Annotated in this window: 25 protein-coding genes; 16 read left to right on the forward strand and 9 right to left on the reverse strand. The window is 72.4% G+C overall.

Annotation, left to right across the window (positions count from 1 at the left end; genetic code table 11):
- The first annotated feature begins 4 nt into the window (after positions 1–4).
- Complete coding sequence (locus tag ACQPXD_RS14165) at positions 5–862, forward strand: methylenetetrahydrofolate reductase (protein WP_432838469.1); 858 nt, start codon at positions 5–7, stop codon at positions 860–862.
- Positions 859–1,779, forward strand: a complete 921-nt coding sequence (purU, locus tag ACQPXD_RS14170; RefSeq protein ID WP_432838471.1) for a formyltetrahydrofolate deformylase — start codon at positions 859–861, stop codon at positions 1,777–1,779. The genes ACQPXD_RS14165 and purU overlap by 4 nt, the downstream gene beginning before the upstream one ends.
- Positions 1,780–1,844: 65 nt before the next feature.
- Here the strand turns inward: purU and ACQPXD_RS14175 are convergent, their stop codons facing one another.
- Together ACQPXD_RS14175 and ACQPXD_RS14180 are read right to left on the reverse strand one after the other, a co-directional pair.
- Positions 1,845–2,324: a MarR family winged helix-turn-helix transcriptional regulator gene (locus ACQPXD_RS14175; RefSeq protein WP_432838473.1), complete on the reverse strand. Its 480-nt coding sequence runs from the start codon at positions 2,322–2,324 to the stop codon at positions 1,845–1,847.
- Between the two features lie 122 nt (positions 2,325–2,446).
- Positions 2,447–2,998, reverse strand: a complete 552-nt coding sequence (locus ACQPXD_RS14180) for a MarR family winged helix-turn-helix transcriptional regulator (RefSeq protein ID WP_432838475.1) — start codon at positions 2,996–2,998, stop codon at positions 2,447–2,449.
- A 120-nt stretch (positions 2,999–3,118) separates the two neighbouring features.
- Between ACQPXD_RS14180 and ACQPXD_RS14185 the strand changes: the two genes are divergently transcribed.
- The 5 genes from ACQPXD_RS14185 (at position 3,119) to ACQPXD_RS14205 (ending at position 7,396) form a co-directional block, all read left to right on the forward strand.
- Complete coding sequence (locus tag ACQPXD_RS14185) at positions 3,119–3,436, forward strand: DUF1330 domain-containing protein (protein WP_432838477.1); 318 nt, start codon at positions 3,119–3,121, stop codon at positions 3,434–3,436.
- A 22-nt stretch (positions 3,437–3,458) separates the two neighbouring features.
- Positions 3,459–4,775 (forward strand): PucR family transcriptional regulator, encoded by a 1,317-nt coding sequence (locus ACQPXD_RS14190; RefSeq protein WP_432838479.1) that lies wholly within the window; start codon positions 3,459–3,461, stop codon positions 4,773–4,775.
- Positions 4,776–4,788: 13 nt separating this feature from the next.
- A complete protein-coding gene (locus ACQPXD_RS14195) occupies positions 4,789–5,448 on the forward strand; it encodes an MBL fold metallo-hydrolase (protein ID WP_432838481.1) in 660 nt (219 codons plus the stop codon).
- Positions 5,449–5,564: 116 nt separating this feature from the next.
- Positions 5,565–6,797 carry an LLM class flavin-dependent oxidoreductase gene (locus ACQPXD_RS14200; protein WP_432838483.1) on the forward strand — a complete coding sequence of 411 codons (1,233 nt, stop codon included), beginning with the start codon at positions 5,565–5,567 and terminating at the stop codon, positions 6,795–6,797.
- An 80-nt stretch (positions 6,798–6,877) separates the two neighbouring features.
- On the forward strand, positions 6,878–7,396 hold the full coding sequence (locus tag ACQPXD_RS14205; protein ID WP_432838485.1) for a flavin reductase family protein: 519 nt from the start codon (positions 6,878–6,880) through the stop codon (positions 7,394–7,396).
- Here the strand turns inward: ACQPXD_RS14205 and ACQPXD_RS14210 are convergent.
- Genes ACQPXD_RS14210 through ACQPXD_RS14230 form a run of 5 tightly spaced genes read right to left on the reverse strand, consistent with a single transcriptional unit; the run spans position 7,381 to position 11,496 of the window.
- On the reverse strand, positions 7,381–8,280 hold the full coding sequence (locus tag ACQPXD_RS14210) for a MarR family transcriptional regulator (RefSeq protein WP_432838487.1): 900 nt from the start codon (positions 8,278–8,280) through the stop codon (positions 7,381–7,383). The two genes, ACQPXD_RS14205 and ACQPXD_RS14210, sit on opposite strands and share 16 nt — an antisense overlap.
- Positions 8,281–8,322: 42 nt before the next feature.
- Complete coding sequence (locus ACQPXD_RS14215; protein ID WP_432838489.1) at positions 8,323–8,877, reverse strand: fumarylacetoacetate hydrolase family protein; 555 nt, start codon at positions 8,875–8,877, stop codon at positions 8,323–8,325.
- Entirely contained in the window at positions 8,793–9,212 is a 420-nt protein-coding gene (locus tag ACQPXD_RS14220) for a hypothetical protein (protein ID WP_432838491.1), read from the reverse strand. Before ACQPXD_RS14220 ends, ACQPXD_RS14215 begins: the two co-directional genes overlap by 85 nt.
- Positions 9,209–10,423, reverse strand: coding sequence for an FAD-dependent monooxygenase (locus ACQPXD_RS14225; protein ID WP_432838493.1), 1,215 nt, complete (start codon positions 10,421–10,423; stop codon positions 9,209–9,211). The genes ACQPXD_RS14220 and ACQPXD_RS14225 overlap by 4 nt, the downstream gene beginning before the upstream one ends.
- Positions 10,420–11,496 carry a cupin domain-containing protein gene (locus ACQPXD_RS14230; RefSeq protein ID WP_432838495.1) on the reverse strand — a complete coding sequence of 359 codons (1,077 nt, stop codon included), beginning with the start codon at positions 11,494–11,496 and terminating at the stop codon, positions 10,420–10,422. The genes ACQPXD_RS14225 and ACQPXD_RS14230 overlap by 4 nt, the downstream gene beginning before the upstream one ends.
- Positions 11,497–11,758: 262 nt before the next feature.
- On the opposite strand from ACQPXD_RS14230, the gene ACQPXD_RS14235 reads away from it, so the two are divergent.
- From ACQPXD_RS14235 to ACQPXD_RS14265, 7 genes are read left to right on the forward strand one after another with little or no spacing between them, the layout of a single operon-like run.
- The gene (locus ACQPXD_RS14235) at positions 11,759–12,475 is read left to right on the forward strand and encodes a class II aldolase/adducin family protein (RefSeq protein ID WP_432838497.1); all 717 of its coding nucleotides are present in this window, start codon (positions 11,759–11,761) and stop codon (positions 12,473–12,475) included.
- A gap of 19 nt (positions 12,476–12,494) precedes the next feature.
- Positions 12,495–14,693 (forward strand): hydantoinase B/oxoprolinase family protein, encoded by a 2,199-nt coding sequence (locus ACQPXD_RS14240; RefSeq protein ID WP_432838499.1) that lies wholly within the window; start codon positions 12,495–12,497, stop codon positions 14,691–14,693.
- Entirely contained in the window at positions 14,690–16,810 is a 2,121-nt protein-coding gene (locus tag ACQPXD_RS14245) for a hydantoinase/oxoprolinase family protein (protein WP_432838501.1), read from the forward strand. Before ACQPXD_RS14240 ends, ACQPXD_RS14245 begins: the two co-directional genes overlap by 4 nt.
- Positions 16,811–16,836: 26 nt before the next feature.
- Complete coding sequence (locus tag ACQPXD_RS14250; protein WP_432838503.1) at positions 16,837–17,769, forward strand: hypothetical protein; 933 nt, start codon at positions 16,837–16,839, stop codon at positions 17,767–17,769.
- 28 nt (positions 17,770–17,797) lie between these two features.
- The gene (locus tag ACQPXD_RS14255; protein ID WP_432838505.1) at positions 17,798–18,628 is read left to right on the forward strand and encodes an alpha/beta fold hydrolase; all 831 of its coding nucleotides are present in this window, start codon (positions 17,798–17,800) and stop codon (positions 18,626–18,628) included.
- 11 nt (positions 18,629–18,639) lie between these two features.
- Positions 18,640–19,035, forward strand: coding sequence for a RidA family protein (locus tag ACQPXD_RS14260; protein WP_432838507.1), 396 nt, complete (start codon positions 18,640–18,642; stop codon positions 19,033–19,035).
- Between the two features lie 15 nt (positions 19,036–19,050).
- A complete protein-coding gene (locus ACQPXD_RS14265; RefSeq protein WP_432838509.1) occupies positions 19,051–19,995 on the forward strand; it encodes an ABC transporter substrate-binding protein in 945 nt (314 codons plus the stop codon).
- Positions 19,996–20,000: 5 nt separating this feature from the next.
- Here the strand turns inward: ACQPXD_RS14265 and ACQPXD_RS14270 are convergent, their stop codons facing one another.
- Positions 20,001–20,837, reverse strand: a complete 837-nt coding sequence (locus tag ACQPXD_RS14270; RefSeq protein WP_432838511.1) for a DUF6537 domain-containing protein — start codon at positions 20,835–20,837, stop codon at positions 20,001–20,003.
- Between the two features lie 106 nt (positions 20,838–20,943).
- Complete coding sequence (locus tag ACQPXD_RS14275) at positions 20,944–22,170, reverse strand: FAD-dependent oxidoreductase (RefSeq protein WP_432838513.1); 1,227 nt, start codon at positions 22,168–22,170, stop codon at positions 20,944–20,946.
- Positions 22,171–22,389: 219 nt separating this feature from the next.
- Between ACQPXD_RS14275 and ACQPXD_RS14280 the strand changes: the two genes are divergently transcribed.
- Entirely contained in the window at positions 22,390–23,043 is a 654-nt protein-coding gene (locus ACQPXD_RS14280) for a TetR/AcrR family transcriptional regulator C-terminal domain-containing protein (RefSeq protein ID WP_432838515.1), read from the forward strand.
- Between the two features lie 170 nt (positions 23,044–23,213).
- Complete coding sequence (locus ACQPXD_RS14285; RefSeq protein ID WP_432838517.1) at positions 23,214–24,374, forward strand: FAD-dependent oxidoreductase; 1,161 nt, start codon at positions 23,214–23,216, stop codon at positions 24,372–24,374.
- Positions 24,375–24,526 lie beyond the last annotated feature (152 nt).

Below are 24,526 nucleotides of genomic sequence, written 5' to 3' on the forward strand. Positions count from 1 at the left end.
CCGCATGAACCGTACCTGCGCGGTCGATGAGCTGCTGGACGGCTTCTCGCTGGAGATGACCGGCCGGGACACCGGCGAGGTCGGCGCGATCCGGGACATCGTCCCGCCCGGCACCCGGATCAACGTGACGTTCCTCGGCGGCGAGGACCTGACCTTGCGCCGGTCCGCGGCCCGCGCCGTGAAAGCGGCCGGGTTCGTGCCGGTGCCGCACATCTCGGCGCGCCGGCTCGCCTCCCCGGCGGCGCTGAGCGAGCACCTCGCCACGTTGGCCGCCGACGGCACTGTGGAGTACGTCTTCGTCGTCGGGGGTGACCCGGCCACGCCGCACGGGCCGTATTCCGACGCGCTCTCCGTCATCGAGTCCGGGCTGCTGCAGGCGCACGGCGTGCGCCGGGTCAGCATCGCCGGCTACCCGGAGGGCCACCCGGACATTCCCCCGGCGGCGCTCTGGTCGGCGCTTACCGGCAAGTCCGCCGCGCTGCGCAGGACGGGGCTGGCCGGCGAGGTCATCACGCAGTTCGGCTTCGACGTCGACCCGGTCCTCGACTGGATCGAGGACGTGCGCGGGCTCGGCATCGACGCGCCGGTGCGGATCGGGGTGCCGGGACCGGCCGGAGTGCACCGGCTGCTGCGGTTCGCCGGGCGGTTCGGCGTGGGCACGAGCGCGTCGATCGCCCGCAAGTACGGGCTGTCGCTGACCAACCTCATGGGCACGGCGGGGCCGGACCGTTTCCTGCGGGCCCTGGCCACCGACTACCACCCCGACCGGCACGGCGTGGTGAAGGTGCACTTCTACACCTTCGGCGGCCTGCGGGCCACGTCGCAGTGGATCGCCGACTTCCGTGGGGGAAGACTGACATGACCGCTGACATGACCGCCGAGATGACGCTGGCCCGGCTCGCCTCGCCGACGGCGGTCCACCGGCCGCACGACCGCGCCTCGCTCATCGTCCACGGCAGCGACCGCACGGGCATCGTCGGCGCCATCGGCACCGTCCTGGCTCAGCACGGAGCGAACATCGTCGCCCTCGACCAGTACTCCGACAACCCGCACGGCGGCGCCTTCTTCCAGCGCACCGTCTTCCGGGCCGACGACCTCAAGGCCGTGCTGCCGGCCATCGAGCGCGACCTGCGCGCCCAGCCGGGCCTCGACCTTGACTTCCGCCTGCGTGACCTGTCCGTGCCGCAGCGGGTGGCGATCTTCGCGTCGAAGTCCGACCACTGCCTGCTCGACCTGCTCTGGCGGCACCGGCGCGGCGAGTTGCCGATCAGCATCGCCATGGTCGTCTCCAACCACCCCGACACCGCCGACGACGTGCGCAGCTTCGGCATCCCGTTCTTCCACGTGCCCTCGTCGGGCCCCGACAAGTCCGCGGCCGAGGCCGAGCACCTGCGGCTGCTCAAGGACAACGTCGACTTCGTGGTGCTGGCCCGCTACATGCAGATCCTCTCCGGCGCCTTCATCGCCGAGGTGGGCGTGCCGATCATCAACATCCACCACTCGTTTCTGCCGGCCTTCGTCGGCGCCGGCCCCTACGCCCGGGCGAAGGAGCGCGGTGTCAAGCTGATCGGGGCGACCGCGCACTACGTCACCGAGCACCTCGACGAGGGGCCGATCATCGAGCAGGACGTGGTCCGGGTGAACCACGCCGACACGGTCGAGGATCTGCGCCGCCGCGGCGCCGACGTCGAGCGCGCGGTGCTCAGCCGGGCCGTGGAGTGGCACAGCACCGACCGGGTCATCCGGCACGGCAACCGCACCATCGTCTTCGCGCGGTAGGTGCCGGCGGTGACCGCGGTCCGGCCGGGCCGCTCAGCCCCGGGGATCCGGGCCCTCGACGGCGATCAGGAGGGTGCGCAGGTCGTCCGGCGAGGCGGTTGAGGATGCCGGGGCCGATGCGGTCGAGGGGTGGTCCGCTGGGCGTGGTCGTTGGCGTCGATGACCTCGGCGGCGTGCTTGCGGCCCTCGTCGGTGAGGGTCACGATGATCTGGCGGCGGTCGGCGGGGTCGATGGCGCGGGTGACGTGGCTGTCGCGCTCCAGCCGGGTGATGCGGTTGGTGATCGCGCCGGCGGTGAGCTGCGCCGCGTCCTGCAGGTGCCCCACCGGCAGCGTGCCGCCCCGGCGCAGCAGCGTGGAGAGCAGCTCCAGCTCCCAGATCTCGATTTTGGACTGGGCCAGCTCCCGCCGGATCTGGGTGTCGACATAGTGCGCCGCCCGGCGCAGGCGCATGGCCACGGCCTTCGCGGTCAGGTCGCGATCCGGGTCGGAGCGGCGCACGAACGCGAGGGTGGGGTCGATCCGGTCGGGTGTCTCGGCGGTCACGTACCGGCGCTCCTGGCCATGCCCGGCTCCCGGGATACTTCTACGCTGAATAGTTCAATACGGACGCTATCATTCCGCCCGCAGCCCGGCGCGACGGTCTCCGGGCCGCCCGGCCCCGCCGGTCAGCGCGGGTCGCGGGGCGCGGCCCGGCGCGGGCCCTCGACGGCGATCAGGAAGGTGCGCAGGTCGTCGGCGAGCCGGCGGAGGATCTCGGGGTCGATGCGGTCGAGGATGCTCCGCTGGGCGTGGTCGTTGGCGTCGATGACCTCGGCGGTGTGCCGGCGGCCGTCCTCGGTGAGGGTCACGATGATCTGGCGGCGGTCGGCGGGGTCGATGGCGCGGGTGACGTGGCTGTCGCGCTCCAGCCGGGTGATGCGGTTGGTGATCGCGCCGGCGGTGAGCTGCGCCGCGTCCTGCAGCAGCGCGACCGGCGCGCTGCCGCCCTCGCGCAGCAGCGTGGCCAGCAGCTCGAGCTCCCACAGGTCCATGCCGGTCGGCGTGAGATGCCGGCGGATGCGCGTGTCCACGTAGTGCGACGCCCGCCGCAGCCGCATCGCCACGGCCTTGGCCAGCAGGTCGCGGCCCGGCTCGCGCTCCCGCAGGTACTCCAGGATCGGGTCGACTCGGTCTGGCTTCCGTTCGGGCATCGCGCTCCCCATGGACAGCAGTCTCATAGCGCTATACATTTTAACGTAAAAGAGTTTAGCGCCGATAGACCTCGGCGCGCGAGACCCGAACCGAGGGAAGGGGTGGACATGCGAGCGGCCGTCCTACGCCGACACGGCGGTCCTGAGGTGCTGCGTGTCGAGGGGGTGCCTGATCCGGTGCCCCGCGCCGGCGAGGTGCTCGTGCGCCTGCGCGCCGCCGACCTCAACTACCACGACGTGCTGCTGCGCCGGTCGGGGCTGGAGGCGCATACCTCGCCCGGGGCGGGCCCGGCGGAGTCCTGGGAGGGCGACCTCACCGCCCGGCGCGTGGTCATCATCCGCTTCCCCAGCGTCGAGCGGGCGAAGGCGTGGTACCACTCGCCCGAGTACACCGAGCTGCGCGAACAACGCCTGCGGGCCGCCTCCGGGCCGTTGCTGCTGACCGCCGGTCTCGACGAACCGTAACAGCACCGGAAAGGCGGCTCCCGTGCACACATCGAGAGCCCGCGGCGTCCCCCTCGCGGCGTCCCTGCGGCAGGCGATCGCCACGTGCGACGGGGTGGCCGCGGCGGTCGCCCGGGACGCCGGGCCGGACGAGCTCGCACAGGCCGTCGCTGCGGCGTCGGCGATGGCGGTGGTACTGCTGGATCCCGGCTTCCAGGCCGTCGCCCTCGCCGACAGCACCCCGCCCGGCGGCCTCGCCGGCTGGAGGGCCGCCGCCGGCCGCGCTCCGGCGCTGCTGCGCACCGTCGCCGAGGAGCGCCGGCCGGTGCGCATCACCCGGCCGGCCGCCGCGCGGCCGGGCGACTGGCTCGTCACCCCGATCATCGTGGCCGGCGGGCTGCTGGGCTACCTGCTCGTCGTCGACGACTCCGGCCCGGCCGGCGAGGATCTCGACCTGGTCGCCGCGAGCTACCTGGCGCGGATGTTCGGCCTCGCGCTGTCGCAGGACCGCACCGAGCGCCACCTGGGCCGGCGGTATCGGGCGGCGATCCTCAACGCGCTGGTCGGCGGCGACTTCGAGGACCGCGACGACGCCCGCGGCAAGGCGCGCGCCCTCGGCGAGGCCGGCCACGGGCGGTTCCGGATCGCCGTCGCGCGCCTGACACCCGCGTCCGGCGGAACCGGACCCGCCGACCCCGCCGTCACGCAGGAGGTGCTCGGCCGGCTCATGGACGGCGTCGCCTTCCCGTCCGTCCTGCGCGGCACGGAGCTGGTCCTGCTGCTGCCGGAGCCCGCCGCCGATCCGCCCGGCGCGGCCGCGCGGCCCGTCGCCGGGCGGCGCGACCCCGACGATCCGTTCGCGGCGCTGCGGGCCGAGCACGCCGGCCGGGTCCGGATCACCGTCGGGGTGAGCGAGGGCTCCGGGCGGCCGGAGCACGCACCGCACGCGCTGCGTCAGGCGCAGCACGCCGCGGACCTGGGGACCCGGCTGGGCCGGCCGGGCCGGACGACCCGATACGAGGACCTCGGCATCTTCCGGCTCCTGCTCAGGGTGGGCGATCTGGGCCACATGCGCGCCTACGCCGAGGACGTGCTCGGCGAGCTGCTCGCTTACGACGCGCTGCACAAGCCCGACCTGATCCGCACCCTGTCGATCTATCTGGACCAGAACAGCAGCCCGAAACAGACCGCGCGCGTGCTGCGTGTGCATGCCAACACCGTGTCCTACCGGATCCAGCGCATCGAGTCGCTGACCTCGCTGGATCTCGCGGACCCCGACGATCGGCTGAGCGCGCACGTCGCCGTGAAGATCGTCGAGTCGATGCGGGCCGACGGCGAGTCCGCCGGCCCGTCCCATTGAGAAGGGTTAATCCATGATCAGTGTCACTCACCTCGGCCACGCCTGCGTCCTGCTGGAGCTGGGCCACGGGGACTCCGGCGAGCGAATCCTCATCGATCCGGGCCTGTACTCGACCGGCTTCGAGGGGCTCACGGGCCTCGACGCCGTCCTCGTCACGCACGCGCACGCCGACCATGCGGACCTGCTGCGGCTTCCAGCGCTGATGGCGGCCAACGCCGGCGCCCGCCTGCTGGTCGACGCCGACACCGCGAAGCAGGACGGGATGGCCGACCTGGCCCTGGCCGCGCAGGTCGTCGCCGACGGCGACATCGTGGCCGTGGGCGACACCGCTGTGGCGGTCGTCGGCGGCCCGCACGCCGTGGTGCATCCGTCGCTGCCTAACGTCACCAACAACGGCTACCGGCTCGACGACCTGGTCTTCCACCCCGGCGACTCGCTGGACCTGCCGTCCGGGCGGGTGCGGGTGTTGCTGCTGCCCGTCGGCGGTCCGTGGATGAAGCTGGCCGAGGCCATCGAGTACATGCTGCGGGCCGAGGCCGAGGTGGTCGTGCCGATCCACCAGGCCGGCCTGGCCGCCGCGCATCAGCAGCTGCACCACCAGCTCCTGCGGGCCGTGGCGCCGGCCGGCACCCGGGTCGAGGTGCTCGAGCCGGGCGTCGCGCGGACCTTCTAGCGCCGCCGGTGTGGCGTCCGCCTCCTTTTCGGACAATCTTTTAGCGCTAAACTTTTGAGCGTTATAGTGAAGTAGCGCTCCGGGCAGCGCAGCCCGTTGAGAAGCAAGGAGTCCCCATGAAAACGATGTTCATGACCAGCTCGGCGATCCCGGTGACTCTGGAGGAGCGCCGCGCCAAGCGACCCGTCTCGCGCGACAACGAGGCGTTCCAGCGCATGCTGCAGGGCTACCAGAAGATCGTGCTCTGGGCCGACGAGCTGGGCATCGACGCCTTCGGCAGCACGGAGCACCACTTCCAGTACGAGGGCGGCGACTCGATCCCGAACAATCTGCTGCTCTACGCCAAGCTCGCCACGCTGACCCAGAACCTCACCTTCGTGCCGATGTCGGTGGTGCTCAACACGCACGACCCGATCCGCGTCGCGGAGGACCTGGCCCTCTTCAGCCACATGTTCCCCGGCCGGCTCGGCGTCGCCTTCGCGCGCGGCTTCCAGACCCGGTGGGTGCAGACCCTCGGGCAGACGGAGCACGCCGTGGCGCACCACCCCGAGTCGGAGGCGGCCAACCGCCAGAAGTTCGACGAGTTCCTCGAGATCATCGAGAAGGCGTGGACCCAGGACTCGTTCAGCCACAACGGGCCGAACTACCAGGCGCCGTTCCCGGCCACCGGCATCCCCGACTGGCCGCTGGCCGACTGGACCCGCGAGTTCGGCGTGCCCGGTGACGTCGACGAGCACGGCACGATCCACCGCATCGGCGTCACGCCGAAGCCGCTGAACCGGCCGGAGATCTTCATCCCCAGCACCCGCACGGAGCAGACGATTCTCGACGCCGGCCGAAACGGCCGCACCCTGTTCGTCTCCGCCAGCGGCCGGGACCGCATCCGCCAGGTCGCCCGGACCTACCGCGACGCCGCCCGCGAGGCCGGCCAGGAGGTGGAGCTGGGCGACAAGTTCGGCATCGTCGCGAAGATCGCCCTCGGCGACACCTTCGAGGAGGCATTCGACTTCGCCGTGCACACCGCCGGCTTCTGGTACCAGAACATCCTGGGGAAGTTCTGGTTCAACGAGGGCTACCGGATCGACTCCGACCCGCCCCAGCGCCCGCTGGAGTTCGCCGACGCGCGCGGCCTCACGCAGCGCATGTTCGACGCGGGCCAGCTGCTCTGCGGCACCCCCGAGCAGGTCAGCGAGCAGCTCACCGGTATGGCGACGCTCTACGGCGACGGCAAGCTCGACTGGCTGATCTGGGAGTCGTGGGGCCAGTCGATGCCCTTCGACGACTGGGACGGCGTGCAGCGCTACCAGCTCGAGACCTACGCCAAGAAGGTCATGCCGGCGTTCCGCTGAGCTCAACCTCCCCGGGCAGGGTCCGCCCCCGCCGGACTCGGCCCGGCCGCCTCGATCACACCGACGGGGAAGGGACAGAGATGGAAGACATCGCACCGTTCGACGAGGCCCGCGTCCGCGCCGTCCTCGGACACTTCGTGACGGGCGTCGTGCTCGTCACCGCCGCCGCCGCCGGCCCGCTCGGCTTCACCTGCCAGTCGTTCGCGTCGCTGTCGCTGAGGCCGGCGCTGGTGAGCCTCAGCCCCGCGCGCACCTCGACGACGTGGCCGCGCATCCGCGCGATCGGGCGCTTCTGCGTCAACATCCTGGCCGAGGACCAGGAGGCGCTGAGCCGCGCGTTCGCGCGTTCCGGCGCCGACAAGTACCGCGGTCTGGCCTGGACCCCCGCGCCCTCGGGTTCCCCGGTGCTTGACGGGGTCGTGGCGTGGGTCGACTGCGAGCTGCACGCCGAATACGACGGCGGCGACCACACCATCGTCGTCGGCCGCGTGCGGGCGCTGCACTGCGCCGCCGACCGCCGCCCGCTGCTCTACCACCGCGGCCGGTACACGCAGGTCCGGCCGGCCGGGCCGGCCGCCCTCAGCTACTGCGCCGCGTGAGCCGCCGTGGCGTCGACGAGGCGACGTAGGGCGGCCACGAACGCGCCGGCCGCGGCGAGGCCGAGCGGCCGCAGCAGGTCCTGCTCCAGCCGCTCGGCCGCCGGGGTCACGCTCGCGAGCAGCTCCCTGGCCCGATCCGTCGGCCCGGGCAGCCTCCGGCGCCGGTCGGCCGGGTCGCGCTCGACGACGATCAGGTCGCGCCGGGCGAGCCGGGCCACGATCTCGACGGTGGTGGCCCTGTCCAGCGAGCATGCCTCGCCGGCCGTGCTCTGGTCCATCTCGGGATGCCGCGACAGGCAGTCCAGCAGCCGGTACTGCGCCGGCGTGAGCACGGTGCCGACGCGGGCGTTCCAGTGCGCGCGGTGCAGCTGCTCGGCCCGGCGGATCAGATGGCCGGGCGCGGCGGGCAGCGGCAGCGCGAGTGCGGCGCCGGCCGCGCCGGTCGCTCCGGAATCGGACGGGGGCGGGGGATCGCCGGCGTAGGCGACGGCCGCCAGCGCGGCCAGGAACGGCCCGCGGGCGCGCGGCGGGAGTGGGTCGAGCAGGGCCTCCTGCACGAGCCGGACCCGCGCGGTCACGCCCGGCAGCGCCGCCCGCGCGGCCGCGGTCAACGCCAGCCGGATCTGCCGGCCGTCGGCGTCATCGCGGGTCCGGCTGACCCAGCCGTTGCGCTGCAGGCGGGCCATCACGTCGGCGGCGCTGGACCGGTCGAGCGAGGCCAGCTCGCCGGCGGCCCGCTGGCCGAGCCGCGGGGTGCCGGTCAGCACGCTCAGGACCGCATACTGCGGGCCGGTGAGCTCTCCGCAGAACTCGCGGGTCCAGCGTGCGGTGTGGACCCGCTGGGCGCGGCGGAGCAGGTCGCCGACCGGGTGCTGGGCAGCCATCGCGGGCCAGCCTACCCCCGGCGGAAGGGGCACCGGCGCGGCTCAGCGCGGCCGGACAGGGCGGACCCCGGCCGGCGGCACCGGTCCCCGCTTGGCCCCCAGGGTGGGGCAGTGCCGCGCGCCGGCGTCGCTGACGGACACGGCGAGGGTGCCGACGCGGCTGATGGTCACCGCGATGGTGTCACCGTCGTTGATCGTGCCGACCCCGGCGGGTGTACCGGTGGTGATGACATCGCCCGGCAGCAGCGTCATGACGGAGGAGACGTAGGCGATCAGCTTGGGCACGCCCCAGATGAGCTCGGCGATCGACGCGTCCTGCCGCGGTACCCCATTCACGCCGCACTCCAGGCGCAGCGCACCGAGCTCGCCGACCTCGTCGGGCGTGACGAGCCACGGCCCGATCGGCGTGAACGTGTCGAACGACTTGCGGGTGGAGCGGTCCTCGCCGCCGCGCATCGTGATGTCCAGCAGGCAGGTGTAGGCGAACACGTGGGACAGCGCAGCCTCGGCCGTCACGTGCCGGGCCTCCCGGCCGATGACGAGCGCCAGCTCGCCCTCCTGGTCGAAGCGCCGGTCGTCGTAAGGCAGCCGCACCACCCCGCCGTCGGCGCCTTGAGGAACACGCCGAGCCCGGCGATGTGACTCGACTCGTTCATCTCGGCCTGGTGGTCGACGTAGTTGACCGGCGCCGCGACGATCTTGGAAGGGTTCGGCACCGCGGGGGCGACCTCGATCCCGGCGAGCGCGACGCCGGCCGGGCCCACCCCGATCCGGGCCGGCTGACCGCCGGAGGCGGCGATGAGCTCGCGGGGGCCGCCGAGCCACGGCCGGCCGTCGAGCAGCACGTCGTGGACGGCGGGGTCGGTGGTGTCCAGGCCGAGCACAGCGCCCACGCGGAAGGCGTGTTCGTGCCGGTACGTCACGAGCCTCATCGGATTCCTCCGGTTGCCGGTCGAAGCGTGTCGTCGTCGAGATAGAGCCAGTCGAGCTCGGAGTAGTCGTCGGCGCGGCGGCCGGCGAAGACCCGGCGGCGCAGGCCCAGCATCGCCTCGTCGTCGGTGTGCCACACCTCGCCCCACGGGCGGGCGCTGAGCTGGCAGCGCGAGGCCCTGCCGATCCGCCGCCGCTCGTAGTCGGCGAGGGCCGCGGCCAGATCGGCGCGCCCGGCGACGGCGTCGGCCAGCGCGACGGCGTCCTCCAGGGCCTGGCAGGCGCCCTGCCCCAGGTACTGCAGCATCGGGTGGGCGGCGTCGCCGAGCAGCACGGCCCGGCCGTGGATCCAGGTGGCGAGCGGGTCGCGATCGAAGACCGGCCAGTTGCGCTCGGTCGAGATCAGCGACACGTGCCCCCGCACGGTCTCGCACGCGCCGGCGAAGCGGGACTCGAGCTCCTCGACGGTCCCATAGGGCTCGAGGCGCAGCCGGAACCGCTCGCTGCGGAACACCGCGACCTGGTTGTAGACCTCGTGGTCGCGGACCGGATACTGCATGAGGTGCATCGCCGGGCCGATCCACAGCCGCACCTCGTCGCGTCCGGCGTCGGGCGGGGCCTCGCGCATCGGCAGCGTGCCGCGGTAGGCGACGTAGCCGCTGTTGCGGGCGGGTGAGTCGTCGATCAGGGTCCGCACGCGGGAGTTGAGCCCGTCGGCGCCGACGAGCAGCTCCGCGCGGTATTGCGAACCGTCGGCGCAGCGGACCCCGGCCTCGTCGGCGTCGGCCCGGACCTCGGTGACCGTCTTGTCGTTCTCCAGCGTGACGAGCGGCAGCGCGCGGCAGGCGTCGAGCAGCACGGCCAGCAGGTCGCCGCGGTGCAGCACGACATACGGGTAGCCGTAGCGCTCGCGGAAGCGCGGCCCGAGGTCGAGGGCGGTCAGCGGCCGGCCGGTCAGCGCGTCCATGACGACGGCCCGGCTCGGGCGCACGGCGCCGGCCAGCGCCCGATCGAGCACGCCCAGCCGGTCGAGCATGCGAACCGCGTTGGGGCCGACCTGCAGTCCCGCGCCGAGCTCGCCGAAGCCGGGCGCCCGCTCCAGTAGGTGGACCGCGCGCCCCCGCTGGGCCAGCGCGAGGGCCGCGGCGAGGCCGCCGATGCCCCCGCCGACGACCAGCGTGCTCAGCGCGGGCCGCCTGTCCCGGCCGCTCACGCGGCGCGCTCCCGATACAGCCCGAGCGCGTCGAGCACCGGCGCGTCGGAGGTAGTGAACGCGTCGAGCTGCGCGCCGGCGGTCAGGCAGAACTCGGCCCAGGACGGCACGACGAAGATGTCACCGGGACCCACCTCGAAGGTCTCGTCGCCGATGTGCACGACGCCGTCGCCGTTGAGCACGGTGCCGACCCGCGAGCCGGTCTGCCGGCCGGGTGCGGTCCGCGCGCCCGGCCGCACCCGGGTCATCTCGCAGCGTAGCGTCGGCATGACGTCCTTGCCGCTGACCGGGTCGACGTAGCGGACCGTGCCCGACGAGATCCGCTCGCCGTCGAGCAGCGCCTCCAGCGCGCGGTCGGTGTCCGCCCAGCGGTAGGCCAGCAGCCGCGAGTACCGCCGCTCGGCCACCGCCTCGCCGGGGCGCCGCGCGACCAGGCCGGGCCCGCCGCCGTAGAGCACCTCCGAGCGCGACCGCGGGTCCGTGCGGGCCTCGACCGTCTCGCTCGGGCCCTCCTCGAAGAACACCGCGTCGAGGCCCGCGACGACCGGCAGGTCGAGCACGTCCATCCAGGTCATCGGCTCGTCGCCGGGGTTGTGGTGCTCGTGGAACGTCATGCTCGGGGTGAGCACCAGGTCGCCGCGCGACATGTACAGCGGGTCGCCGTCGACGAGGGTGAACACGCCCGAGCCGCTGAGCACGAAGCGCAGCGCCGCCGGCGTGTGCCGGTGCGCCGGCGCGAGCTCGCCGGGGCCCAGGTACTGCACCGCCGCCCACATCGTCGACGATGCGTAGGGCGCGCCGCCCAGGCCCGGGTTCGCGCAGGCGAGCACCCGGCGGTCGCCGCCGCGGTCGATGCCGACCAGCGTTCCGCTGCGCCGGGCGAGGCGGGTGAGCGTGGCGGCGGGCCACACGTGCGGCCGGGTCGCGACCACGGGCTCCGCGGTCAGCAGACCGCGCAGCATCCACAGCGGCTGCAAATCGTTCTCGGCGAGTTCGGCGTAGAGCGTGTCGAGCTCGGGTTCGTCCGCGGAAAAGCGTTTCGTCGGCACCGGGAACCCCTCCCGAAAGGGCATGAGAATCCATTATTCGTGTACGGACGATTTCCGACCGTAGGTCCGCGAAATCCCCGTGTCAATCGTGGTCGAGCGAATATCTCGTACACGGATGAAGCTTTTGTGTCGACGCCACAATGGCGGGCCTTTCATTTTGTGATGAGCGCCGACTGTTTTTGTCCGGCGCGGGCTGGCAACCTCCGTATCGGATCTGGTTCGTCACGTCGCCGAAACATTCCGTTGGCGGTGCGGGCGGCCGATCCGATCCGCGAGGAGGCGGTACATGAACGACCACCTGCGGCCCGCCGATGACGACGACGCGATCGACCTGGTCGTCCAGGGGTCCCACGCCCTCGCGGCGGCCGGCCAGACGGACATGATCTGGGGTCACTGCAGCGTCCGGGATCCGCGCGGCCGCGGCGCCTGGATGAAGAGCTCCGGCTGGGGATTCGAGGAGATCGACCAGGCGCGGGTCGTGCTCGTCGCACCGGACGGCGCGATACTCGGCGGGCGGGGGAGCCGGCATATCGAGTATCCGATCCACACCGAGCTCATGCGGCGCGACCAGAGCGTCGGTGCGGTCGTGCACACCCATTCCGCGGCCGCCAACGCCATCTGCGCCCTCGACGTGCCGCTGCGCCCGCTCGACCACGCCGGATGCCTGTTCGGGTATCCGGACCCGCCGCGGTTCACGCTGACCGGCGGGCTGATCCGCGACGCGAGCCTCGGCCGCGCGCTCGCCGACACCATCGCCGGGGCGCCGGCGTGCCTCATCCCGCAGCACGGGCTCGTCACGACCGGCTCGGACCTGCCCACCGCCGTCATGACCGCGGTCCTGCTCGACCAGGCGTGCCGCACGCAGCTGACCGCGATGGCCGCCGGCGCGCTGACCCGCTGGGGCGGACGCGAGGCCACGCTCGCGAAGCGCGCCGAGGTTTGGACCCCGCAGTCGATCCGCGGTGGCTGGGACTACCTGCTCCGGACCGGCATCGACGGCTGACGCCAAGGAAGGGAAACCGATGACATCCCCAACCACCGCACCGACCGCCGATGTCGACCCGGTCACCTTCGAGGTGATCCGGCACCGCCTGCTCGGCATCGTCGACGAGCAGTCCGCCCGGCTCTCGGCCATCTCCGGCTCGAAGAACGTCACGGAGATGTCGGACTTCAACGTCGGCATCTACCTGCCGGACGGCGCGATCGCGGTCATGGGCCGCACCATCCTGTTCCACGCCTCGTCGATGGGCTCGATGGTCCGGCACGTGATGGCCGACTGCGCCGAGAACCCCGGCATCAACCAGGGCGACATGTTTGTCGTCAACAACCCGTGGAAGGGCGCGGTGCACGGCCCCGACATGGCCATCGTGGCGCCGATCTTCGCCGGCGGCGAGCTGATCTTCTGGTCCGGCGGGCTCATGCACATGCCCGACATCGGCGGCATGCGGCAGGGCGGCATCGGCCTGGACGCGAGCGAGACCTACCAGGAGGGGCTGCTGCTGCCGCCCGTCAAGCTCGTCGACGGCGGCCGGATCCGCGACGACGTGTGGAACCTGATCCTCTCGCACAGCCGGGCCGCCGCCGCGATGGCGCTCGACCTGAAGGGCCTGATGGCGGCCAACCACGCCGCGGGCGAGGGCATCGGCAAGCTCGTGCGGCGCTACGGCGTCGACGAGCTGCGCAAGGTCATGGCCGCGCTCATCGGGCTCTCCGAGGAGCGCATGCGCCGCCGGCTGCTCGAGCTGCCCGACGTCACCGTCGAGGGCGTCGGCTACCTGGAGGTCGACGCCGCCCGGGCCGAGGTACCCCGCGTCGCGGTGACGCTCACCAAGACCGGCGACCGGATGATCCTGGACTTCTCCGGCTCGACCGACCAGCAGCCGGACGCGAAGAACTGCACGTGGGCCGGGCTCATGGCGGGCATCTCGGCGGCGCTGCTGCCGACCGTCGCCTACGACATCCCGTGGAACGCCGGGCTCTACGCGCCGCTGGAGGTCATCTGCCCCGAGGGCCGCGTCTGCAACGCCCGCAAGCCCGCCGCCGTTAGCGCGAACATCGCCGGCGCCGCCTACGAGGTGCAGATCGCGACGATCGCCGCGCTGTCGAAGCTGCTGGCGTGCAGCGACGAATACCTGGGGGAGGCGGAGGCCAGCCCGGGCGGGCGGCCCAGCATGTGGGCGTTCCTCGGGGTGAAGCACGACGACCGGCACGTCATCGGCTTCACCCTCGACAATCTCGCCTCCGGTGGCTCGGCCTACCACGACCACGACGGCGTCGCCGTGCAGGGCCACCACGACATCGAGCGCACGAACATCTCCAACGTCGAGTCGCTGGAGTTCGACTACCCGCTGCTGTACCTGTGGCGCGGCCTCGCGCCCGACAGCGGCGCCGGCCGGCACCGCGGCGGCCAGAGCATCGGCGCCATGTATCTGCCGCACAAGGTCCGCTCCCTGCTGCCGCTGGGCACGCAGGTCTTCCAGGTGCCGGACAACCACGGCGCCTTCGGCGGGCTGCCCGGCGCGCAGCCGGCACAGACCGTCGTGCGGGGCACCGACGCGCGCGCGTCCCTCGCCGCCGGGCACATACCGGGTATCGGCGAACTGGCCGGGCAGCGCGTGCCGGCCGCCGAGCTGCGCGGAGCACTGTCCACCAACGACGTGCTCGTCGTGACGGCCGAGTCCGGCGCCGGCTGGGGCGACCCGCTGGAGCGCCCGGTCGCCGACGTGCGGGCCGACCTGCGCGGCGGCGCGATCACCGCCGAGGGCGCCCGCCGGCTCTACCACGTCGCGCTGGACGCCGCCGGCGACGTCGACCCGGCCGCCACCGAGACGCTCCGGGCGGCCGTCCGCGAGCGCCGCCGCGGCCTCACCGCCCGGCGCGCACCGGCCGGGCCGGCCGCCGGCCCGCTCACCCGGGTGGGGCCGATCGGTGACCGGCTCGAGGTCGTCCGCGACGCCGAGGACCGCACGTGGACCCGCTGCGGCTGCGGCCACGTGCTGGCGCCGGCGCGGGAGAACTGGCGGCTCTACGCGGCGTCCGACGTGGCCGCCGGGCCCGACGTCGCCGTGACCCTCATGGTGCACGAGTCGGTCGAGTTCCGTCGGTACTTCTGCCCCGCCTGTGGCCGGTGCCACAGCGTCGACCTCGTCGCGGTGGGCGCCGCCGACCCCGACGACGTGCGCCTCGCCGCGACATCCCGCAAACCGCTGGAGACAACGTGAAACACGACCGCTTCTTCGTAGGCACGGACATCGGTGGCACCTTCACCGACATGGTCGTCATCGACGACCGCAACGTCGTGCACCAGTTCAAGACCCCGACGACCCCGGCCGACCGCAGCCAGGGCGTGGTCGACGCGTTCGCCTTGGCCGCCGCCGAGTTCGCGATGACGCCCGAGGAGTTCGCCGCCCGGGTGGTGTACTTCGCGCACGGCACCACCGCGGCGACCAACGCGCTCATCGAGCGCAAGGGCGAGCCGACCGGCATCATCACCACCCGCGGCATGGAGGACACGCTGCTCGTGCAGCGCTCGATGGGCTCCTGGACCGGCATCGGGCAGGCCTCCGGGCACTACAGCCGCCGGCGCAACCCGGTGCCGCTGGTGGACCGCTCGATGGTCATCGGCGTCGACGAACGCCGCGACTTCGAGGGCGACGAGATCGTGCGCCTCGACGCGGAGCAGGTCCGGGCGGCGGCGCGGAAGCTGCGCGACGCCGGGGCGAAGGCGGTCGCCATCGCGTTTCTGTGGTCGTTCGTCAACCCCGACCACGAGTGCGAGGCGGCCCGGCTCGTCGAGCAGGAGTGGCCGGACGCCTTCCTCACCCGCTCCAGCGAGATCGCCCCGGTCATCGGCGAGTACGAGCGCACCGCCACGACGGTGATCAACTCCTATCTGGGGCCGGTCATCAGCCGGTACGTCCGGCTGCTGGAACGGCGCCTGCAGGGCATGGGCTTCACCGGCGACTTCACCGTGCTGGACTCCACCGGCGGCGTGATGGACGCCGACGAGGCTGGCGACCGGGCCGTCACCATGATCATGTCCGGGCCGGCCGGCGGCGTGCTGGCCTCGGCGGCGCTGGCCCGCAAGCTCGGCTATCCCAACGTCATCACCAGCGACATGGGCGGCACCAGCTTCGACGCCGGCCTGATCGTGGACGGCGAGCCGCTGGTGACGACGAGCAGCATCGCCGACCGCTACCACCTCGCCACGCCGAGGGTCCAGGTGACCGCGATCGGCTCCGGCGGCGGCAGCATCGCCCGGGTCGACGAGGGCGGCATCCTCGTCGTCGGCCCGCAGAGCGCCGGAGCGGTGCCCGGCCCGGCGTGCTACGGCAACGGCGGCGAACGCCCGACGGTGACCGACGCCGACGTGGTGCTCGGCATCATCGACCCGGACTTCTTCCTCGGCGGCCGCTTCAAGCTGCACCGCGAGTTGGCCGAGGAGGCGGTCCGCCGGCACGTCGCCGAGCCGCTCGGGCTCAGCGTCGTCGAGGCGGCGGTGGGCATCCGCCGCGTCGCCGACAACCAGATGGCCGACCTGCTGCGCACGGTCACCGTCCAGCAGGGCTACGACCCCCGCGACTTCGTCGTCTTCGCCTACGGCGGTGCCGGCCCGACGCACGCCTACGCGTTCGCCGAGGAGGCCGGCATCGATACGATCGTGGTGCCGTACACGGGCACCACGCACTCCGCCTTCGGCGCGGTATCCTCCGACCGGTACCGCTCGTTTCAGGGCAGCGACCCGCAGCGCACCCCGCCCGGCGGCACCCGCCCGTCGCAGCATTTGGACCTCGACCGGGTCAACCGGAAGTTCGCGGAGCTCGAGCGGCAGTGCCGGGCCGCGATGCGCGACCATCCGCAGCTGCGGCTCAACCGCACCCTGTACTTCCGCTTCAACCGCCAGGCGCACGAGCTGCCGATCGCCGTCCCCGGCCACCCCCTGACCGCCGCGGACGCCGACCGGCTGGTGGCCGACTTCCGGCACACCTACGAGCGCATCTACGGACCCGGCACGAGCCTGCCCGAGGCCGGCATCGAGATCAACACGTTCCGGCTCGAGGGGCGCATCCCGTCGCAGCTCGCCGACGCGACCAACGCGGGCCGCACCACGCTCGCCGCGACGGCCGATGTGCCGGCCCCGATCGGCAGCCGCCGGGTGGTGTTCGCCGGCACGCCGCTGACCACCACCGTCTACGCCGGCGACCGGCTACCGGCCGGCATCCCGATCGCCGGCCCGGCCATCGCCGAGTTCCCCGGCACGACCGTCGTGATCGGCCCCGACCAGAAGGCCGTGGCGGACAAGGACGGCCACATCGTCATCACGCCCGCCGGCAAGTAGCGCACCGATCGCGAAGGAGACCACCGATGGCCGAGATCCTGGCGGCAATGGCGTCCTCACACGCCTACGCCCTGCTCAACCCCCAGTCCTGGGACACCCGCCGGGAGCTGAGCCGGCAACGGTTCGCCGCGAAGTACGGCACCGTCCCGGCCGAACACCCGAAGATCGCGAACGAGACCGCCGAGGACAGCGCCGAGCGCTTCCGGCGGCTCGCCGATGCCTTCCGGCAGTTGCAGGACGAGCTCGTCCGGCTGGCACCGGACACGGTGATCATCATCGGCGACGACCAAGAGGAGAACTACACCGACACCGTACCGCAGTTCGCCGTCTACACCGGTGAGCACGTCAACGCCTACGACCCCGAGTCGAAGGAGACCACCGGCTACCGGTGCGACGCGGAGCTGGCCAAGGCGCTGCACGCGGGCCTGGTCGAGCGCGGTTTCGACGTGACGTCGTCCAGCGCGTTCCCCGACGACCTGCTGATCTCCCACGCGCACGCCCAGGTGCTGACGCTGCTGCGCCCGACCGCACCCGTCGTGCTGGTGTTCGTCAACGCGATCAACCTGCCGGCCGCGACGCCCGCCCGCTGCCACGAGTTCGGCGAGGGCATCCGCGACTGCCTCGACTCGCTGCCCGACGCCGGCCGGGTGGTGCTCTACGCCTCCGGCGGCCTGTCCCACTTCAGCGCCGGGTACCCGTACCCGCAGTACGGCGGCCCGCTGTCGATGGGCGACATCTGCGAGGACTTCGACCGCAAGGTCCTCAAGTCGATCGAGCAGGGCAACGGCGCGGCGCTGAAGGAGCTGTCGTCGCGCGACCTGCTCGACAACGGCGAGGTGGAGCTGCGGCAGTGGATCGTCCTGCTCGGTGTACTGCGGGACGTCAAGCCCGAAACGCTCGTCTACGAACCGATGTACCGCGGCCTCATGGGGATGGGCGTCGGCCTCTGGCGCTTCTAGCCGGCCTGCTATGGAAGGGAGCTCACGCGTGGTTTCGCGCAAGTACACGAAGGAAGAGACCGACCGGTTCGTCACCATCGACGGCATCCGGCTGCACTACAACGAGGCCGGCGACGGCCCCGCGCTCATCTGCACCCACGGCGGCGGCCCCGGCGCCAACGCCTGGGACAACACCAAGTGGGCCCTCGACGCGCTCGCCGAGCACTTCCGCGTGTTCCTCGTCGACATGCCCGGGTTCGGGGAGTCCCAGATGCACGTCAGCCGCGAGGGCGTGCCCATGGACATCTTCTGCGCCCGGCTGAAGAAGGGGTTCATCGACCACCTCGGCATCGAAAAGACTCACCTCTACGGCTCGTCGGCGTTCAGCGCCGCCGCGCTGCGCTTCGGCATCGACTACCCGGACCGGGTGGGCCGCGTCGTCATCCAGGCCTACGCGCCGAGCCAGCACCCCGGCCTGACCCCGGGCCTGAAGGCCGTCGGCGACTTCGCCCGGGAGCCGTCGATGGCCAACATGGAGAAGATGATGGAGCAGTTCACGCCCAATCCCGAACTGCGCACCCGGGCCGCGCTCGAGGCACGCTTCCGCGCCGCCGACAATCCGGCGCACCTGCAGAGCCGCCTGGAGATGAGCGCCGCCTCCAACTCCGACCTCGTGGCGGAGCTTCGCTCCCTCACGGCCAAGGTTCTCGTGACCTGGGGCAACCACGACGGCATGATCCCCGTCGCCGGCATCCTCGCCGCGCTCGAGGAGATCCCGGACGTGCGGGCCCACCTGTGGGGCGGCAACAGCGGCCACTTCGTCGCCACCGAGCACCCCGACGAGTTCGCCCGGCTCGTCACCGACTTCCTGCTGAAGTGAGGACTCCCACCATGGACCGCGAAACGATCCCCAACCCGCCGGGCGCGCCCGAACGCATCCAGGGCATGGTCCCGGGCGTGCGCGCCAACGGCTTCATCTTCCTGTCGGCGATGCGCGGCCGCGACCCGGAGACCAACGTGCTCAGCGACGACCCGAAGACGCAGGCGCGGCAGGCGTTCGAGAACCTCAAGGTGACGCTCGAGGGCGCCGGCTCCAGCCTCCGCCACGTCGTGCACGTCATGCTCTACCTGACGGATCTGAAGCACCGCAAGGACTTCCACGAGGTGTGGCTGGAGTACTTCCCGACCGACCCGCCCGCGCGCACGGCCGTCGAGGTCTCCGACGCGAGCCCGGCCCCCGGCGGCAACGCGCACTTCGCCCTCGACGTCATCGCCCTGGCCGGCTGAGCGGGACGCCCCGCCATGCACACGCTGAGCGTGACCTACCGGGACGTCGACCGCACGCCCTACCTGTTCACGCTGCGGCACTGCGCGGCGCGGCGGGGCCTGGGGCTGCGGATCGTGCGCTACGACATGTCGCGGCTGACCGCGGGCCCGACCGGCCACGACTGGGGCGACCTGCTGCTCGACGGCGAGATCGAGGTCATCGCCGAGAACTACTGGGGCCTGCAGAGCTACCGCGCCCGCAGGCTGCCCCTGGTCTGCGTCGCCTCGACCGCGAGCCGGTGGCCGGAGAAGCTGCTCGCCGGGCCCGGCGTCGCCGCGGTGGACGACCTGCGCGGCAAGCGCTTCGCGCTGCGCTCGCCCGGCCCGCAGGCGCTGCTGCCGCAGCTGTGGGCCCGCGACGTGGGCCTCGGCTCGTCGGTCGAGTTCGTCACCTACCCCGACCGGCAGTACGGCCGGATGGGGCACTGGCGCAAGGTGGTGGAGGGGGAGTGCGACGCGTGCTTCGTGCCCAACCTCTACGCCGGCGAAGCGCTGGCCGCCGGCCTGACGGAGGTGCCCTACAAGCCGTATCCGTTCGAGGGCGCCACCGTCACCCTGACCACGACCGAGGCGGTCGCCGAGCGCAAGCGCGACGCCGTGCAGGCCCTGGTCGACGCGGCCTTCGACGCGACGGACCTGTTCCGCCGCGATCCCGGGCAGGTGCTGGGCATCATGCGGTCACAGTGCCGCGAGCTGCTCGCCGAGCACTTCGGCGAGCTCGATGACGCCGGGCTCGCCCGGCTCCAGGCGATCCTGCGCGACGAGCTGTCCGAGCTGCCCGTGCCGACTCCGGAGGGCGTGTCGATCGCCCGCCGGATCCGGCTCGGCTCGGCCCCGGAGCTCGAGCACTACAACCCGATGATCATGTGGGATCTGAGCTTCGCGCGGCGCGCCATGGACCGGCGCGCCGCCGACCGGTAGCGGCCTCATGCGGGAGTGCGCACGTCCGCGAACTCCCGCATGAGCTCGGTCTTCTCGGTGCGGTACCGCGCCACGTTGCCGAGCTTGATCTCCTCGTAGCCCCGCACGATGTCGGGCAGCGCCGCGATCCGCACGGCGAGCTCGTGGTTGTCCGCGCTCAGCCCGTCGAGCAGCGCGCCGACCGTGGACTCGTAGTCGGCGACCAGCCGCCGCTCCGTGCGGCGCACGGCGGCGAAGCCGAACGGGTCGAGCCCGGTCCCGCGCAGCCGCCGCATCGCGACGAGCGCCCGGAAGACCGGCCGCATCCACGGCCCGAGGCTGAGCTTGTGCTTGAGGCCAAGCGTCTGCAGGATCGGCGGGTGCAGCCGGTAGTGCACGCGCGCCCCCGCGCCGAAGTCCGCGGCGATCCGCTCGGCCACGCCGGGGTCGAGGGACAGCCGCGCGACCTCGTACTCGTCCTTGTAGGCCATCAGCTTGTGCAGGTTGACCGCGACCGCGTCGCCGAGCGCCGTCGCGCAGGTCACCTCGGCCTCGCGGGCCCGGACCCGATCGACGCGCTCGCGGAACCGCGCGGCGTAGCGCGAGTCCTGGTAGCCGGCGAGGTCGTCGTGCAGCCCGGGCACGTCCACCGACGCGGGCCGCTCGTCGGTCACGCCGAACCGGTACTCGTCGGCGTCGGCCGCCGGGGCGCCCGGGCCGGCCGGCTCGGCCACCAGCCGGCGTCCTAAGCGAAACGCGGCGATGTTGGCCGCGACCGCCGTGCCGTTGACGCCAGCGTCGACGGCGGCCCGCACGGCGAGGCTGCCGGAGTGCGCGAACGTGCCGTCGCCGAGGTTCTGCACGAAGTGGCCCTGCTCGACGAAGCGCGCGGCGCCGATCCACTGCGCGCCCTCGCAGCGCGGAGCCGTGAGTCAGCGGGGGAGCCGTGAGTCGGCGTAGAGTCGCGGGTCAGCGGGGGAGCGGGTTTTGTGCCATGCGTTGCTCGCCCATTTCGACGGACTCGCGGACCACCGCGAAACCGTACCGGGTCAGCCCGTCCTCGTAGTCGGCGAGCGCCTCGGGGATGGTCGCGGTGCCGTCGGCGACCTTCTTGATCTGCCGCGCGAGCAGGGCGCCGTCGCGCATGGCCAGGTTTGCCCCGCGGCCCAGCGTCGGCGTCATGGCGTGGACGGCGTCGCCGAGCAGCGTCACGTTGTGCGGCCGGTCCAGGGCGCCAGGCACGCTGGTGAACATCCCGACGCTGAAGAACGACTCCGCCTCACCGGCTTCCACCACTCGGCGGGCCGACTCCGGCCAGTCCGCGATCACCGCCAGCGCCTCCTGCTTGATCCGGGCCGGCGACATCCCCCGGAGCTCCTCGTGGGGCCGCGGGAAGTGCTCGTGGCGGCCGCCGACGATGCACACGAGGTAGTCCTCGCGCGGGCTGAGCAGGCCCGGCCGGCCGGCCGCACGGGCCGCTTCGGACGGCTCCTTGGGGAACTTGACCGCGCCCAGGCCGAGAAACACCTTCCGGTCGTCCATGCCGATCGTGAACACATCGCGCAGCGCTTCGTCCGGCACCAGGGCCTCGGCGGCCGCCCACGAGACGCGGCCGTAGATCGCCTGCACGCCGGCGTCCATGGTCCGCAGGTCCGGTGCCCGCTGTGCGCGCACGGCGGAGCGGATGCCGTCCGCGCCGACGAGGATGTCGCCGTGCGCGGTCGTGCCGTCGGCGAAGGACACCGTGATCCCGTCGCGGCCGGACTCGTAGGACACGACCCGTTTGCTGAAGGTTGCGAGCTCCTCGACGCCGTCGAGCAGGATCTCGCGCAGCGTGGAGCGGTCGACGTTGCAGTGCACCGTCTCGTCGGTGACGTACTGCGGCCAATGCTCCTTGTCCTGGCCGTCGTCCGTCGGGATCTTCTTGATCACCCCCAGCGCCGGGCTCAGGATCGTGGTGTAAATGGTCGTGCGCATCGCGGTCGTCTCGAACAGGGCGTGCCGCGCCGGCGGCAGCACCTCGCGGAGCGCGTTGAGCGCGTCGGCCTCCAGGTGTAGCCGGTAGCCCTGCGGCCGGTCCCACGGTGTCGCGTCGCGCTCGAACAGCCGCACCTCGATGCCGTGGCCGCGCAGCGCCTGGGCCAGGCACAAGCCGCCCAGGCCGGCTCCGGCGACCAACACGCTCGGCTTCGTCATGTCCAGACCTCCGCACTGACTCGATCTTGAACGCCTCCATGCAGAATCGCATCAGGGCCGGCCGCGACGGGCCGCTTTGGCCGAACCGGGTGCGCCGCGCGTGCACCGGCCGAAGGGCCGGTCGGGGCGGGTGGGTGGCTTTGGCGGAATCCGAGCCTCGCGCGTGCGTTGGACGAACATGTTCGCTACGATCGTGTTATGAGCCCGCGTCGAGTGCCCGTGAGTCGCCGTGATCGCCCGGCCAAGCCGCCGCTGAGCCGGGAGGCCCTGGTGGCCGCCGCGCTGGCGGTCATGCGGGTGGAGGGCCTGGAGCGGCTGACGGTGCGCCGGCTGGCCGCGGAGCTCGACACCGGGCCGGCGTCGCTGTATGTCTACGTGCGCAACACGGCCGAGCTGCACGGCGCCATCCTCGACGAGCTGGTCGCCGGCCTGGAGCGGCCCGGCGCGCCGGATCCGCGGCGGTGGCGCGAGCAGCTGTTCGACCTGCTGTGCTCCTACACCGACCTGCTGTATTCCTACCCCAGCCTGGCGCGTTCGGTGCTGATGCTGCGCCCTTCCGGGCCGCATTACCTGCGGCTGATCGACACGCTGCTCGGGCTGCTGCTGGCCGGTGGTCTACCGGCGAGGCAGGCCGCCTGGGGCGTCGACATCCTGCTGCAACAGGCCACCGCGATGGCGGCCGAGCACGGCAGCCGGGCCGAGTCGGTCGAGGCCGATGGCGAGGAGGAGGACCTGGCCGCGGCGGTGGCCGAGGCGAGGCCCGACACCTACCCGCACCTGGCCCGGGTGCGTGACGAAATCCTGTCCGGGACCGGTGACCAGCGCCGGCGCTGGGCCTTCGGCACGTTCATCGACGGTCTGCGCGCCGGCTGACCCACCGGGCACGACGCGTCCGGCTCACTGCGGGCCGGGCGCTGTGGGCCGATCTCGCCCGGGCGCCCCGGGCGGCGACGCAGATCCACGGAAAACATGTTCGTCGCGAACTTGTTCAGTACCGTTATTTGGGGAACTTCGCCGGATACACCCGATTCGCTGGAGGCATCGTGAGCACTCCCACCATCACCATCACCATCGTCGGCGCGGGGCTGGGCGGGCTGGCCCTGGCCCGGGTCCTGCACGTCCGCGGTATCGCCGCGACCATCTACGAGTCGGACGATTCGCCGGCCGCCCGCACGCAGGGCGGGATGCTCGACATCCACGACTACAACGGGCAGGTCGCGTTGCGCGACGCCGGCCTGTTCGAGCGGTTCCAGGCGATCATCCACCCCGGCGGTCAGGCCATACGGATCCTCGACAAGCACAACACCGTGCTGAGGGAGGAGTCCGAGGAGCAGAGCGACGGCGGACGGCCGGAGGTCGACCGGGGCCAGCTGCGGCAGATCCTGCTCGACTCCCTGCCTGAGGGCACCATCAAGTGGGGCAGGAAGGTCACCGCCGCGAAACCGCTCGGCGGCGGCCGGCACGAGCTTACCTTCGCCGACGGCGAGAAGGTCACCACCGACGTGCTGATCGGCGCGGACGGCGCCTGGTCGCGGATAAGGCCGCTGCTGTCGAAGGCCACGCCGGAGTACACCGGTGTCTCCTTCGTGGAGGTCGACCACCATGACGCCGACCGCAAGCACCCGGTGCCCGCCTCGGTCGTCGGCGGAGGCATGCTCTTCGCCCTCGCGCCGGGCAAGGGCTTCCTGGCACACAAGGAGACCGACGGCAGCCTGCACATCTACATCGCCCTGAAGAAGCCGCAGGAGTGGCTGGACGGCATCGACTGGACCGACACCGACAAGGGCAAGGCGGTGCTGCTTGAGGAGTTCGACGACTGGGCGCCGCAGCTGCGGTCGCTGATCACCGAGGCGGAGGGCGCGCTGATCCCGCGGACCATCAACGCGCTGCCCGTCGGGCACCGCTGGGACCGGACCGCCGGCGTGACGCTGCTGGGCGACGCCGCGCACGTGATGTCGCCGTTCGCCGGTGAGGGCGCAAACCTGGCCATGTTCGACGGCTCGGAGCTCGGCAAGGCCATCGCCGCCCACCCGGGCGACATCGAGGCGGCCCTTTCCGCATACGAGCGGGACCTGTTCGAGCGCAGCGAGGGCGTCGCCCGGGAGTCCGCCGAAAGCCTCGAGGTGATCTTCGACGACAACGCGCCGCGGTCGCTGATCGACATGTTCGCCGCCTTCGACGCCCCCGACGCCGAAGTGCACTGACGGAAAGGACCGCCGCGCGATGACCGCCTCACCGGCATTGACGGTGCTGCGGCCGCGGCCCGGTCTCGCGCTGAGCGTGCGCGAGGCCGGGCACGGCCACCCGATCCTGCTGCTGGACGGCACGAGCCGGATGAATCGAGAGGTTCACGTCC

The organism is Dactylosporangium sp. CA-092794, assembly GCF_050948465.1.
Classification (GTDB): domain Bacteria; phylum Actinomycetota; class Actinomycetes; order Mycobacteriales; family Micromonosporaceae; genus Dactylosporangium.